Origin of the sequence: Marinihelvus fidelis, assembly GCF_008725655.1 — a bacterium.
GTDB classification, from domain to species: domain Bacteria; phylum Pseudomonadota; class Gammaproteobacteria; order Xanthomonadales; family SZUA-36; genus Marinihelvus; species Marinihelvus fidelis.
On sequence record NZ_VYXP01000003.1, the window covers coordinates 155,635 to 169,644 of the forward strand.

The 14,010-nt window shown below is 65.5% G+C and carries 13 protein-coding genes; 4 read left to right on the forward strand and 9 right to left on the reverse strand.

Annotation, left to right across the window (positions count from 1 at the left end; all coding sequences use genetic code 11):
- The first annotated feature begins 65 nt into the window (after positions 1-65).
- Positions 66-908, forward strand: coding sequence for a serine hydrolase (locus F3N42_RS05135; protein WP_150863314.1), 843 nt, complete (start codon positions 66-68; stop codon positions 906-908).
- A 13-nt stretch (positions 909-921) separates the two neighbouring features.
- On the opposite strand, the gene F3N42_RS05140 is transcribed toward F3N42_RS05135, so the two are convergent.
- From F3N42_RS05140 to F3N42_RS15585, 7 genes are all read right to left on the reverse strand, one after another.
- A complete protein-coding gene (locus F3N42_RS05140) occupies positions 922-2,880 on the reverse strand; it encodes an alpha-amylase family glycosyl hydrolase (protein ID WP_150863315.1) in 1,959 nt (652 codons plus the stop codon).
- A complete protein-coding gene (locus tag F3N42_RS05145; protein ID WP_150863316.1) occupies positions 2,873-3,775 on the reverse strand; it encodes a PfkB family carbohydrate kinase in 903 nt (300 codons plus the stop codon). Before F3N42_RS05145 ends, F3N42_RS05140 begins: the two co-directional genes overlap by 8 nt.
- Entirely contained in the window at positions 3,772-4,632 is an 861-nt protein-coding gene (locus tag F3N42_RS05150; RefSeq protein WP_150863317.1) for an HAD-IIB family hydrolase, read from the reverse strand. Before F3N42_RS05150 ends, F3N42_RS05145 begins: the two co-directional genes overlap by 4 nt.
- Complete coding sequence (locus F3N42_RS05155; RefSeq protein WP_150863318.1) at positions 4,629-6,770, reverse strand: HAD family hydrolase; 2,142 nt, start codon at positions 6,768-6,770, stop codon at positions 4,629-4,631. Before F3N42_RS05155 ends, F3N42_RS05150 begins: the two co-directional genes overlap by 4 nt.
- A gap of 57 nt (positions 6,771-6,827) precedes the next feature.
- Entirely contained in the window at positions 6,828-8,297 is a 1,470-nt protein-coding gene (locus tag F3N42_RS05160) for a cytochrome c family protein (RefSeq protein ID WP_191621239.1), read from the reverse strand.
- 141 nt (positions 8,298-8,438) lie between these two features.
- A complete protein-coding gene (locus tag F3N42_RS05165; RefSeq protein ID WP_150863320.1) occupies positions 8,439-9,872 on the reverse strand; it encodes a dihydrolipoyl dehydrogenase in 1,434 nt (477 codons plus the stop codon).
- 143 nt (positions 9,873-10,015) lie between these two features.
- The gene (locus F3N42_RS15585; protein ID WP_191621240.1) at positions 10,016-10,411 is read right to left on the reverse strand and encodes a hypothetical protein; all 396 of its coding nucleotides are present in this window, start codon (positions 10,409-10,411) and stop codon (positions 10,016-10,018) included.
- A gap of 130 nt (positions 10,412-10,541) precedes the next feature.
- Here F3N42_RS15585 and F3N42_RS05170 point away from each other — a divergent pair, with 130 nt between their 5' ends.
- Positions 10,542-11,459, forward strand: a complete 918-nt coding sequence (locus F3N42_RS05170; RefSeq protein WP_191621241.1) for a recombination-associated protein RdgC — start codon at positions 10,542-10,544, stop codon at positions 11,457-11,459.
- Positions 11,460-11,488: 29 nt separating this feature from the next.
- On the opposite strand, the gene F3N42_RS05175 is transcribed toward F3N42_RS05170, so the two are convergent.
- Together F3N42_RS05175 and F3N42_RS05180 are read right to left on the reverse strand one after the other, a co-directional pair.
- Positions 11,489-11,776, reverse strand: a complete 288-nt coding sequence (locus F3N42_RS05175) for a GIY-YIG nuclease family protein (protein ID WP_224784722.1) — start codon at positions 11,774-11,776, stop codon at positions 11,489-11,491.
- A 5-nt stretch (positions 11,777-11,781) separates the two neighbouring features.
- Positions 11,782-12,465: an OmpA family protein gene (locus tag F3N42_RS05180; RefSeq protein WP_150863322.1), complete on the reverse strand. Its 684-nt coding sequence runs from the start codon at positions 12,463-12,465 to the stop codon at positions 11,782-11,784.
- Positions 12,466-12,606: 141 nt separating this feature from the next.
- Here F3N42_RS05180 and F3N42_RS05185 point away from each other — a divergent pair, with 141 nt between their 5' ends.
- Entirely contained in the window at positions 12,607-13,092 is a 486-nt protein-coding gene (locus F3N42_RS05185) for an ATP-dependent zinc protease family protein (RefSeq protein WP_150863323.1), read from the forward strand.
- Positions 13,089-13,997 carry a 30S ribosomal protein S6--L-glutamate ligase gene (gene rimK, locus F3N42_RS05190; protein WP_150863324.1) on the forward strand — a complete coding sequence of 303 codons (909 nt, stop codon included), beginning with the start codon at positions 13,089-13,091 and terminating at the stop codon, positions 13,995-13,997. The genes F3N42_RS05185 and rimK overlap by 4 nt, the downstream gene beginning before the upstream one ends.
- The last annotated feature ends 13 nt before the right edge of the window (positions 13,998-14,010 follow it).

Here is a 14,010-nt window from a genome sequence, read left to right on the forward strand (position 1 = left end):
CTGGTGCACAATACGCACACAAGCAGTTGATAAATAAATGTGCCTGGATGTTACGGAGAGGAACCATGGCCCAACCCAGAATACGCTGGTCATTGCTGGCCGCAGCGTCGATCGCCTTCTTTATCGCCATTCCGGCGCAGGCTGCCCGCTTCGATGGCCTGCAGGGCAACCCCGGACTGCGCTCCGCCTCGGCGTTCATCATGGACGGCGAAGGCAACCTGATCTATGACAAGGACGCCGACACCGTCCGCCCAATCGCCTCGATCACCAAGCTGATGACCGCCATGGTCATCCTCGACTCCGGCCTGGACATGAACGGCGACGTAACCGTTACCAAGGCCGACCGCGACATGATCAAGCTGACCGGCTCGCGGCTGGGTTATGGCGCCACGCTGAGCCGCCGTGAAATGGTCCTGCTGGCCGTGATGTCTTCCGAAAACCGTGCCGCCGCCGCGCTGGGCCGCACCTACCCCGGCGGCACCGAGGCCTTCGTCGAGGCCATGAACGCCAAGGCCGCGCTGCTGGGCATGAGCAACTCCCGGTTCGCCGACCCCGCCGGCCTGAAACCCGAGAACACCTCCACCGCCCGCGACCTGTCACGCATGATCACGGCCGCCTACGACTACCCACTGATCCGCGAGGCCAGCACCACGCAGCGCCTGGAAGTGCAGCCGTGGAGCAATCGTGGCCCGCTGGCCTATGGCAACACCAACCGGCTGCTGAAGAACGAGACCTGGCAGATCGAACTGTCGAAAACGGGCTACCTGAATGAGTCCGGGCGCTGCCTGGTCATGCGCGCCATTATCGAGGGCGAGCCGGTGTTTATCGTGCTGCTGAACTCCTTTGGCAAGCTGACACCATTCGGCGATTCCAACCGCCTGCGCCGCTGGATGCTGGCCGGCGGCTGATCCGCCTGGCCGGCTAGCGCCGCCAGCTTAACCAGTTCAGCCCGAAGCCGGGCACCTTGATGGTGCCCGCCTCGGTGGGCGTCACCCGCCCGCCCAGCAGGTCCTGCATCGGGGCCTGGCCGAAACGCCCGCGCGAACCCAGCGCGGACAGGTCGAAATCCTGCGATTCGGCGTCGAAATTGGCCACCACCAGCACGCGGTCATCCAGGTCGCGCCGGTGGCTGCGCCAGAACGCAAACAGGTGCGGGTTGTCGGTGTCCACCAGTTCACGGTTGTTGTGGTCGGCGAAGGCCCGGGTCGACTGGCGCACCGCGATCAGTTGCTTCAGGCCATCGAAAATGCGCTGCTCCACGCTACCGTGCTGGACGCGTTTCTCCGCCTTGTCCCAGTCCATCTGCGGCCGGTGAATCCAGCGGCTGTCGCCCTGCTTGGACGTGTCATCCAGGTAGTCGTAGTCATTGAGCGTGCCGATCTCGTCACCGTAATAGAGGAGCGGGATACCGCCAAACGCCATGACGATACCGTGCAGCGTGACCACCAGCCGGATGCGCCGCGCGATTTCATCGTCGTCGCCGGAAACCATCGCCGCTTCCAGGCCGGCCAGCGATGCCAGCGAGCCGGAAATTCTTGCGTCACCGGTTTTCTCGTTCTCGCCAAACGGCCGGCCGCGCGCCGGTGAATCGTCGAAACGGCCGGTGAACCAGTCCACCAGGAAGCGCCGGTGGGTCTTCGGGTCATAGCCGGCACGGGCAATATCTGCATCGTCGAAACCCAGGCCGATGTCGTCGTGGCAACGCACGTAGTTCAGCCAGGTCGCGCCGTCGAGCTTGGCCGGCAGGCTCTTGATGCCCTGCGACAGCAGCTTGGCGTTGCGCGTGGCGACCCCGTCCCAGAGCAACGCCATCAGCGTAGCGTTGTAGGCGATTTCGCATTCCTTGGCGATGACCGCGTCCTCGCCGAAGTACTTGATGATCTCCACCGGCGCGACGATCGCCTCGGCGATAAACAGCACACCGGGCGCGGTGACCTGGCAGCAATCCTTGAACAGCTGTAACAGGATGTGCGCCTCGCGCTCATTCTGGCTCTGCGTGCCGATTTTCTTCCACAGGAACGCCACCGCGTCCAGGCGCAGGATATCCGCGCCGCGATTGGCCCAGAACAGCAGGATGTCCAGCATCTCGCTGAACACCGCCGGGTTGCGGTAGTTCAGGTCCCACTGGTAGTCGTTGAAGACGGTCATCACCCACTTGCCCATGGCCTCGTCCCAGGTGAAGTTTCCCGGCGCCGTTTCCGGAAAGACCTCGGGCATGGACTGCTCGTACAGGTCCGGCGTGTCGCGGTCTTCGAACACGTAATAGTAGTCCTGGTAGACCGGGTCGCCGGCCTGTGCCTTGCGGGCCCACTCGTGCTGGTCGGAGGTGTGGTTGACGACCACATCCAGCGTCAGCAGCATGTCACGCTTGCGCATCGAACGCCCCAGCTGGCGTATTTCCTCCAGGGTGCCGGCACGCTCATCCACGTCGCGGAAATCGCTGACCGCGTAGCCACCGTCGCTGGCGCCCGGCGGGCACTTCAGCACCGGCATCACGTGCACCATGTTGACACCCAGCTCCTGCAGGTACGGCAGGCGGGTCTCGACACCGGACAGGCCATCGGCAAACGCATTGGCATACAGCGCCATGCCCACCCAGCGCTGGTCCAGGAACCAGTCACTGCGGGCCTCGCGCTCGATATCCAGCCGTTTCAGGCTCTTGCGTCGCTCCACGTAGTTGCGCGCCATGACCTCCACCAGCCGCACCATCTGCGCCTCGAAGTCCTCGCGGTGGCCGTAGAGCAGCTTGTAGAGGGAATGTATGGCGTAAAAGTTGGCGCCCAGCCGGGTATAGAAATAGCGCAGGTCGCGCTTGCGGATTTCCGGGTTCAGCTGGTCCAGGATCCGGTTCAGCAGCGAATGGGAAACCTGTTCATACATGCCGTTCGTGCTCCTGCTGGAGATTCCAGTCAGACAGGAAGGGTGAATAGAAATCGGCGGATTCGGGTGTGGCTCCGCGAAGGGTACAAACCGCTCCTGCGAAAGCGAGCGCGCGTTCGAGCGCCGTGCTCACCACCCATTGTCGTTGCAGCCCAAGCAGGAATACGGCCGAAAATGCGTCACCGGCGCCCACGGTATCGACCACGTCCACCACCGGTGGCGGGCCCGAAACGGTCACACGGCCACCCGCCTCCACGGTCAGGGCACCCCTGTCGCCACAGGTGACCAGGAGCCCCTGGAGTTGATGATGCGCCGCGAATGCCGCCGCGCGCTCCGCCAGTGGCGAGTCCCCGGCGCCGCTCAGTTCTGCAAGTTCATGCTCGTTGAGCTTGGCCCAGCGCGCGTGGGCCAGCATGTCCAGCACGCCGTCGCGGCTCCACCAGGGATCGCGCAGATTGACGTCCACGAATACAGGCGCCCCCGGTTGGGCCCGTAGCCGCTCCAGGGTCGAGCGGGAAGCCTCGGAGCGCAGCGCCAGGCTGCCGTGGTAGAGCCAGCCGTCCGCCGCCGCATCACCAGGCACGGAGATGGCGTCCCAGGCCACGGGCCTGACGATGGTGTACTGCGGCTCGCCGTTGTCGAAACGGATGTCCACGCTGCCGGTGGGCAGGTCGTCATCGAGACCGATACCCGATCGGTGCATGCCGGCGCCGCGCATCGCTTCCAGAACGTCCTCGCCGGCCCGGTCGCGACCGATGCGACTGACCATCAGCGGTGACAGGCCAAAGGCCTGCAGGTGCCAGGCCACGTTGAACGGCGCGCCGCCCAGCACTGACCTGCCGTCCGGAAAGCGGTCGAACAGCACCTCGCCGAACACCATGGGGCGCCGGTTCATGAAGCGCCTGCCCGGTCCGGCGCCAACCAGCCCCTTGCCACGGGGTGGAAGTGACAGATGCCTTCGAGCATGCCGGCGGCATAGCAGCCGTTCATGCCCATAAAGCCCCCCATGGCAATATACAGCCGCTCGCCGTGGCCCGCGGCGGCCGATGCCTCACGCGCCTGGGTCATGATCTCCGGCGCCGCGTTGGCCACCAGCACCGCCGGGATTTCGCTGACCAGCACCTCCATGTCATTGCCACTGTCACCGCAGAACACGGTGTCGTCCAGCGCCAGTGACTGTTCGTTCATCAGGGCCCGGATGGCGTGGTACTTCGACGCCGAGGCCGGCAGGACATCGACCAGGCCCAACTGGCGGATCTCGTCCACGCTCCAGACCACGCGGGCTCGCACCCCCCGCTCGTCGAGCCGGCGGCGGACCTGCTCGACCCGGTCACCCGGCTCCAGCGGCGCGTAGTAACTGAGCTTGTGCGCGGCCTGGCGGTCCGGTTCCTGTCGCCGCAGGCCATCGACGTCGGCCAGCCACTGGTGCAGGTCATCGCCACCGTGGCCGTTCCAGTCACCGCTGATGGCGCTGGACCAGGCCGTGTGATCACGCCATGTCCCGTCTTCACCGGCCTCGATCAGCGTGGTGCCGACATCGGCGATGATGAAATCCGGCGGCGGCAGATCAAATTCCGCGATGGCCTCGTGCACACGATCCGGGTCGCGGCCGCTGACATAGGCCAGCCGGACCGCGGCGTGACCCGCCAGCCGCGCAAACAGTTCACGCGCGCCCGGTGACTCGGGCTGTGGACCGTTGGGTATCAGGGTGCGGTCGAGGTCGGTACAGACCAGCAACTGGCAGGCGCTCATGAGCCCCCCGCCTTCTGGCGGTCCAGGAAGCCGTAATGCTCGACGGCCTCGAGCACGCCGCGGGCGTGAGGCCGGCGGGCGAAGTAGACGCGGTCGACATCGACCAGCGCGGACAGTTCTTCGTCGTGACGATTGGCGACGACCACCGCCAGGGTGTTGCCACGCATCAAGTCCTCGTCGGCGCCCGAGCCACCGGCCACCAGGATCTGTTCCAGCGGGATACCCAGGCGCAGCGCGACATAACGCAGCGCCAGGCCCTTGGACGCGCGCGACGGGACCACGTCAATGTACTGCCCGAACGAACAGAACAGGTTGGCCGTGAGCTCTTCGCGTTGCAGCAACTCGACCATTTCATCCACCGTCGTGCCCTCGTCGGGGTCGTAGTACCAGGAAATCTTGAAGCGGCTCTGCGCCACGCGAGGCTGCAACTTCATGCCCGGCAGGTCGGACAGTGCCCGCAGGATGCGCGCGCGGTTCCAGTGGTGGTCGATGTGGTCGGCCCAGTGCTCGTCTTCCGACAGGTAGGGGCCGTAATGAATCTGGGTACCCAGGCTGCTGATCAGGATATCGGGCGCGGGCAGGCCGTAACGGTTCATCGCCGACATGGCCGAATCGATCCGTCGCCCGGTCGCGATACCAAACGACATGCGCTTGCGATGGTCGCGAACCAGCGCGGCAAACTCCGGCAAGGCCTCCGGGTCGCCCAGCAGGCTCTGGTCCAGGTCGGTGAACAGCGCCCGGTCGCGGTAGCGCCCGGCCATCGGCGACGGCCATTCCCCGGCTGTCTGGCGGTGCTCACCACTAAGCTGGGCAAGCTGTTCCAGGTAGGCATCGGCATGGGCCTGCCAGGTGTAGTGCTCACGCACGCCGGCCAGGCCGTTCGTTGACGCACTGTCCCAGGCGCGATCGCTTTCCAGTAGTTCGAGAATGGCCGTTGCCATGGCATCCCGATCCAGCGGGTCCACCAGCGCACCGTTGTCGCAGTTGGCGATGATGTCGACCGGCCCGCCATTCTGGGTGGCCACGACCGGCAGGCCGGTGGCCGCAGCTTCGAGCAGCGTCAGACCGAAGGGCTCCGTCAGCGCCGGGTTAACGAACACACCGCGGGACGCTGACGCCAGGCGGTAGATCTCCGGCACCTGCTCTGGGCGGTGATGCTTGGGCAGCGCCACGTGGCCATACAGGTCGTAGCGGTCCACCGTCAGCAGCAACTCCGTCAGCACCGACTGGGCGCCGGCGCCCAGCTCACCGATGTCGTCCCGGTTGCCGGCGACGATGACCAGGTTGGCGGCCTCTCGCAGCGCCTGGCTTTCGCCGAAGGCCTCGAGCAACGTGACAATGTTCTTGCGCTCATCCGGTCGCGACAGGGCCAGGACCACGGGCTTGTCGGTGCCTTTCAGGAACGGTGACAGTGCGTCGGCAAAGGCAAACGACTCGTCCGGCTCTGGCGGATAAAACTGCTTCAGGTCCGTACCGGGCGGGATAACCGCCATGCGGTTGGGGTCGTAGAAGTTGTACAGCCGGTACTGCTCGTCGATCTCGTTGTGGGTGCTGGTAATGACCAGGTCGGCGTTGGCCAGCACCTCCTCCTCGGCGTGGATGCGCCGGCTGATGTTGTAGGTGTCCTCGATCGCCTCGGCGGACAGGCCCTTGGCCAGCAGTCGCTTGCGCTTGTCGCGCCCCAGCGAATGGCCCGTCTGCACCAGCGGCACGCCCAACAGGTGGGCCAGCCGCACCCCCACGTAACCGGCGTCGGCGTAGTGACCGTGAATCGCGTCCGGGCGCGCCGGCTGCGCGTTGATCCACTCGACCAGGTTGTCGGTGAACGCGTCAAGGTGGTCCCAGAGGACTTCCTTGGGCAGGTATTCATCGGGCCCGGCATCGATACGGACGATACGCGCGCCTTCACTCAGGGTCTCGACCGGCGCGGCGTAGTCATCGCTGACCGCCGGGTCGACGACCCGGCGTGTGACCAGGTCCACCTGGCCCACACGTTCGTCTTCAGCCAGCGCCCGCGCCAGGTCGACCACGTACTTGGTCTGCCCGCCGGTATCCGCGTCGCGGCCCAGTTCCAGGTCATGGCCACGGATCAGGCCGTGGACACTGATCATGACCAGGTAAAGTGGTTTTTCCGTCATATTTTCCATCCCCCGGAACAAACTACTGCACCGGGGAACGGATTAAAAGGTGTAAGGTCAGTCGCGGCGCGAATCCGCCACCACCAGGGTTTTCAGGAACTCGATAATCTGCGCCTGCTGGTGATCATCGAGGGCGAAAAACGCGTCGCGCTCGGCCCGCGCGTCACCGCCGTGAAAGTGGATCGCCTCGGTCATCAGTGTCAGGTCGCCACGGTGCCCGTACGGACCCGAGTTACCGACATCCCAGAGCTTGCGACTGAGAAACTCGCCGGTCGGCCTCGGTTGTGGCGGCACCGTGAAGCCCGCCGGGTCGGCGAACCCGTGCAGGAAGCCCTGCGGCACCTGCTCGTTGGCGAAATGGTTCAGCTCGTCGTCATTCAGGTCGTGGCGTTTAAGGTCGGTGAAGGCCTGGACCTCCACGCTGCCGTCACCGCGCGGACGAACCAGCGGGCTGCGCGACGTCCTGACCAGGTCAAATCGGTAAACGCCATCGACATCCTGCGGCCGCAGGTTGCCCGGCGGGTTGTATGGGTTGGGTTCGGTGAACTCGCGCGAGGCCAGCAACAGCGACGGCCGGTGGCAGCGACCACAGCCGATCTCGCTGAACAGCGCCTTACCCTGCCTGGCCGCGCGCCGGGCCTGCCCGTTGGCCGGCCATGCCTGGCGCGGCGCCTCCAGCGCGGCCTGGTAGAGCGTCACCGCGGTGATATCGCCTTCCGTCAGCTCGTTGCTCATCCCGTCGTTGTCGGCATCGCTATCGTGCCCGAACCGCTCGCTCGACTGCATGCCGTGATGGTGGTTCATCGCGTTGTTACTGAATTCCCGCAGTGACACCACCGCGCCCTTCTGGTGAAACGGCTTCACCACCAGGTCCCAGTCCACGCCATCGATGGCAGTGGGATCGACGCGGCCATCGGGCAATACCGTGATCGCGCCGAAGTCGACACCCTTGGCCCGCAGCGGCACAGTCACGGGCGCACCGGTCTCGCGCGCTCTAACGGTCGCGGCCTCGCGGATCGCGATCAACTCGGCGCTCATCTCCCGGGCCAGCATCTCGATCGCACCGGCACCAAACATACCCAACGTGTTGCGTTCGTTGCTGAACGCGCCATCGATCGACCGGGTAACCGGGTCCAGCACCTGGGCCAGCACGAACACGTTGGCGACGAAGTCGCCAGCGCCGCCGGAACGCGGCTGCGCGTGGCAGCCCACGCAGGCGTTGGCGTCTGGTCCCGAGGTGCGAATGAACGGCGGCTGGCCAGGGCCCCGTGCCGCCCCGCCACCCGTGGATTCCGGGCGACCCTGGCCGTCGAGGATATTGAAGCGGGCGTCGAAGAGCTGCCGGCCAGCCTCGAACAGCTCGTCGAAGCTGTAATGGCCGGCGTCGATGGCCGCCTGGTCGTAGTGATGTCCGATGGCCGGCGTTTCGCCGATGGGTACCGTGTGCCCGGCCGGTGATGCCGCGGAAAGGACCGGCACGACCAGCAATACGCTGAATGCCAGGCCCCTTGATTTTAAAACTGACATGACTCCCCCTGATCCTGCTGCGGGCCGGTGCATTCCGACCCGATTGGGAGTCTATCGACGACAACACCGGCCTGGCTGTGGCCAAACGCGGTGTCCTGCCGCCGGATTTTTACCCGGCGGCGTGTAAGCAATGCGCCCGGCTCAGTTGCCCGGCGCGGTGGCCAGGTCCTCGCCGCGGCATGCCCCGGTCAGGCGCAGTTTGCAGGCCAGGTCGCGCAGCGCAGTCCGCAGGCCTTCCTCGATCACCGGGTGATAGAACGGCATCTGCAGGGCCTGGGTCACGGTCAGGCGCTGCTGGATCGACCAGGCCAGCAGGTGCGCCAGGTGCTCGGCACGCGGCCCCAGCATCTCGGCGCCCACCAGCGTGCAGGTCTCGCGATCCGCGTATACGCGTAGCAGGCCCTGGTTGATGCCCATGACACGCGAGCGCCCCTGGTTGGCGAAAGACACCTCGCCGACGGCGAAACTGTCGGGCTCGAGCTGCGACCACGCCTTGCCGACCATGGCCATGTTCGGCTCTGTAAACGCCACGGCGATGGCGGTGCGGCGGACATGCGCCGTCACGTCTGGAAAGCGTGCGGCATTGGCGCCCGCGATGCGGCCCTCGTCCGACGCTTCGTGCAGCAAAGGCCGGTGCCCGCTGACATCGCCGGCGAAGAAGATCGGCGCGTCGCCCGCCTGCGCGGTGCGCGGGTCCCACGAGGGAAAGCCGCGCTGGTCCAGCGCCAGGCCGGTGTTTTCCAGCCCCAGGCCGGCGTAGTTCGCCCGACGGCCCGCGGCCACCAGCACCTTCTCATAGATTCGCTCGTGTTCAACCCCGGCAGAATCACGCCAGTGCAGCCGCACGCCGCCATCCACCGGCTCCGCGGCCAGCATTTCCGTACCGACGGCCAGTTCCAGCTCTTCGCCAAGCACGTCCCGGGTCACGCGCCGGACTTCCGGGTCGGTGAACGGGCCAATGTCTTCGAACGGGCTGAAGAACGTCACCTGCGTACCCAGGCGTTGCATGGCCTGGCCCAGCTCCAGGCCGATGATGCCGGTACCCACCACGGCCAGGGATTGCGGTAGCGATTCGAGCTCAAAAATGTCGTCGTTGACCAGCACGTGGTCACGAATGGCGTCGTAGGGCGGTGGTACAAAGGGCGCACTGCCCGCCGCCACGACCACCGCGCCGGCACGCACTTCAACCTGGTCGTCAACGCGCAGCGTGGTCGGCCCCGTGAACACGGCATGACCCATCAGGCGTTGTTCGGCGGGAATCTCCTCGGTGTCGGACACCACGAAGCCGACGAACCGGTCACGTTCGGCACGGACGCGCTCAAACACGCGCCCGGCATCGACCTGCCAGCCATCGACTTCGATTCCAAACTGGCCCGCTCCGGCCACGTGGTGGGCCGCGTCGGCAGCCGCGATCAGCAGCTTGGACGGCATGCAACCCACCCGTGCGCAGGTCGTTCCGTAGGCACCTGACTCGATCATCAGCGGCGTCTTGCCGGCTTTTTCCACTTCGCGGCGGGCGTTCAGCCCCGCGGTACCGGCGCCGATGATGGCGACGTCAACTTCCCGAATATCCATGGCCTGTCCTCGAATTGGGTATAGAGCGAGCCTCTGCGAAAGCTCGATTTCGATGCATATTAACTATCGTTTACGGGGACAGCAATCGAACCTGTCAATCGAACCGATATGCATCGCCTTGCGTCGCGGACGGCCAGTCCGATTTACTCCCGCTGTTGCTTGTTGCGAACGTCCTTGACCGTGTTGGAGACCACCTGGATGTCGAAATCGGGCTGGCCATGATGACGCTTGACCAGGACATCCTCGCCGTCATCCCGTTCTACGTGATAGACATCGCCGGGCAACTGCGCCTGCATGGCCTCGACCACGGCGCGGGCCACGTGGTTCTCGCTCAGGCCCTTGTTGACGCTCGTGGTGGTCTCGATGGCCTCGCCCCCTTCGGGCAAGACACGAATCACGATTTCGCCATCGGACTCGGCATTGCCGCTGAACTCCAGCCTCCACTTGTTGGACGGCTTGGCGATCGCGCTGGCCGACAGCGCCAGCAACAACAGCCCGAGGGTCGAAACCAGCAGGGTACGCCTGGTGGGTGTCAACATGATGAACTCCCCGAAATACGGTCAATGCGACACATGCCGCCACCCTTATCTTAGTCCAGGGCTGGGCGCATGGCGTCCGCTTGCAATAGAATGCCTCCCCTTCCCCACACACCGCAGAACGCCGAGCCCCATGTTCAGAAATCTCCGTTTTTACCGCGTCGACACCCCCTGGCCCGAATCAGAAGCCGAGCTGGACGAAGCCCTCTCAGAGCACCCGTTCAAACCCTGTGCCGCGTTCGCCGAGCGCAGCGCCGGTTGGGAGTCGCCTACCGGTGACGAGAACATGCCGCTGTGTCGCCGACTCGCCGGCGCCGACCTGCTGCAACTGCGCACGCAGACCCGCATCCTGCCCGCCGCCGCCATTCGCGAGGCGCTCTCCGATCGTGTCGAGGCCTTCCGCGCGCGCATGGGTGTGGAGCCACCGCGGCGCGAACTGAACCGCCTCAAGGCCGAAACCCGCGATGAGCTGCTGTCGAAGGCGCTGGTCAAGTCGGACCGCACCCAGGCCTTCTACCTGCATGCCGACCGCTTGCTGGCCATCGACGTGGCCACGCCGTCCAAAGCGGAGTGGTTAATCGAGAACCTGCGGCCCTGCTTCGGACGCCTGGAATGTGTGCCGCTGGCGTGGAAAACGCCGCCGGAGCAACTGTTGAAGCGCCTGTTCCTGGGCGAGCCCGCCCAGCGTTTCCTGGTCGGCCGTGAGTGCCGGCTGCAGGACCCGTCCGACGCGCGCGCCACCGGCACCTGGAAGAACATCGACCTGGATGACGACAGCATCCAGCGCCACGTCCGCGACGGCATGCGCCTGACTCACCTGGGCGTGATATTCGACCAGTTACTGGAATGCGTACTGGCCGAGGACGGCACCATCGGCAAGCTGCGCTTCCCCGAGGGCAGCGCCGCCGACGACCATGACGAGGACCCGCTGACGCGACTCGACGCCGACTTCGTACTGCTAACCGGCACGATCAAGCGACTGGTGGACGAACTGAAGGAACTGCTGGGCGGTATTTCTCAGGCGCGGCCGGTGCAGCCGGTCGCCGCCTGAGCCCTGCAAGACAGGCCGACCGGCCGGCGTCAGGGTGTACCTGCGCCGGCGATCAGCGCCAGTTTGCGGGCACGTGGCCAGCGCTTGATTTCCGCCTCGCGGCGGCAGGCGGCGGCACGATCGGCCGCCGCCTCGGTATAGACCACGGCCCGCGGACGGCGGCCATTGAAATAGCGGGCACCTCGCTGGCTGCCCGCGTGCTCCGCGAACCGGCGATCCACATCAGTGGTCACGCCGGTATACAGCGTTTCGTCATCGGCGCGGATGATGTAGACCCACCACCCGCTATCCGACGCAGGCACGACCGGCTGTGCCAAAGAACTCAGGACTTTCCGCGGACCAGGATGCTGACGCGGCGGTTCAGCTGCCGCCCCTGCGCGGTGCTGTTGTCGGCCACGGGGTGGGCCTCGCCGTAACCGATCGCGTCCATGCGCGAGGCGTCCACGTCGGCCAGGATCAGGTAGTTCATGACCGCCTGCGCACGCCGCTCCGACAGGCGCTGGTTGTACTCCTCGCTGCCGGTGGAATCGGTGTGGCCCTGGATCAGGATGGCCGTTTTCGGGTACTCGTTCATGACCCAGGCAAACTCGTCCAGGTCCTCCATCGACGCCTGCGACACGATCGATGAGTCGACGGCGAACAGGATGTCGCCATCAAAGCTCACCCGCACGGTTTCCTCGTCGACACGCTCGACATCCACACCCTCAATCTGCTCCAGCTGGCGTTGCTGCTTGTCCATGTAGACACCGACACCGGCGCCCAGGCCGGCGCCCACGGCGGCGGTGCCCAGCACCTCGTCCAGCTCGCCATCGCCGACGAACAGGCCGGCGATGGCGCCCGCTGCGGCGCCGATCATGGCATTGCGCTTGGTGTTGGCGTAAGGGTCATTGGGGTCGGTCGTCGTGGCGCAGGCCGTCAGCAAGCTGGCCGACAACAGCGACGACAGGACCAGGGCCAATGTTGGGGCCGGGCGGTTCGCACCGAAAGCTTGACGGGCATCACTCATCTCGATTCTCCATGATTCGGGTTCGTTTTCTGCCCCGCGTGGGGCGGATACTCATTCCTGCCCTGTATTCTAGCGGGGAAGGACTTGCGCCGCCCCCCGGTTGGGGTCATACACTGTGACTCCTTTGCACCGGGAGCGTTCATGAGCACACCCGCACTGCCCAACCTGATCATCGGCGCCGTGGAATGGGTCGCCCTGCCCGACCTGGGCATCCGCCGCCTGCGCGCCCGCGTGGATACCGGCGCCAAGACATCCAGCCTGTGCACCTCCGATCGCGAAATTTTCACCCGCGACGGCGAAGATTGGGTACGATTCACCGCCCACGCCGGACCCTCGCGGCGCATCCGCACCTTCGACTGCGAAGCACGGATCATCGACCGCCGCGAAGTCCGCAGTTCCTCGGGCGAAGCCGAAGAACGCCTGGTGGTCACCACGACGCTACACCTGGGCTGGGAAAAATGGATGATTGAGCTGACGCTCGCCGACCGCCTGCAGATGACGCACCGAATGCTGCTGGGCCGCCGCGCCATGCTCGACCGCGTCCTCGTCAACCCGTCGCACACCTATCTGCACGGGCAACCCATGAACCGCATCGGCGGTGACGACATCTCGATGGGAATGCTATGAAAATCGCCGTGCTCTCACGCAGCCGGAACATTTACTCCACGCAACGCCTGGTGGAGGCCGCCGAGGAACGCGGCCACAAGATCCGCGTGATCAACACGCTGCGCTGCTACATGAATATCGCCTCGCACCGCCCCACCATTCACTACCAGGGCGACGAACTGGATGACTTCGACGCGGTGATTCCGCGCATCGGCGCCTCGGTGACGTTCTACGGCACCGCCGTGCTGCGCCAGTTCGAGATGATGGGCGTGTTCCCGCTGAACGAATCCGTGGCCATTACCCGCTCGCGGGACAAGCTGCGTTCGCTGCAGCTGTTGAGTCGCAAGGGCATCGGCCTGCCGGTGACCGGCTTCGCGCATTCACCGGGCGACGTGGCCGACCTGATCGATATGGTTGGCGGCGCGCCGCTGGTCATCAAGCTGCTGGAAGGCACGCAGGGCATCGGCGTGGTGCTGGCCGAAACCCGCAAGGCCGCCGAGAGCGTCATCGAGGCGTTCATGGGGCTGAAGGCCAACATCATGGTGCAGGAATACATTCGCGAAGCCAAAGGCGCGGATATCCGCTGCCTGGTGGTCGGCAACAAGGTGGTCGCAGCCATGAAGCGCCAGGCCCTGCCCGGCGAGTTCCGCAGCAACCTGCACCGCGGCGGTACCGCCGAGCTGGTCAAGATCACACCCGAAGAACGCTCAACCGCCGTTCGCGCGGCCCGCATCATGGGGCTGAACGTGGCCGGCGTCGATATCCTGCGCTCCAATCACGGCGCGCTGGTCATGGAAGTGAACTCATCACCGGGGCTGGAAGGCATCGAGAAGGCGACCGGCAAGAACATCGCCGGCCAGATCATCGAGTTCCTGGAAAAGAACGCCAAGGCCGGCAGGACTGCCACCAAGGGCGCCAAGGGCTAACAGGCGACCGTCC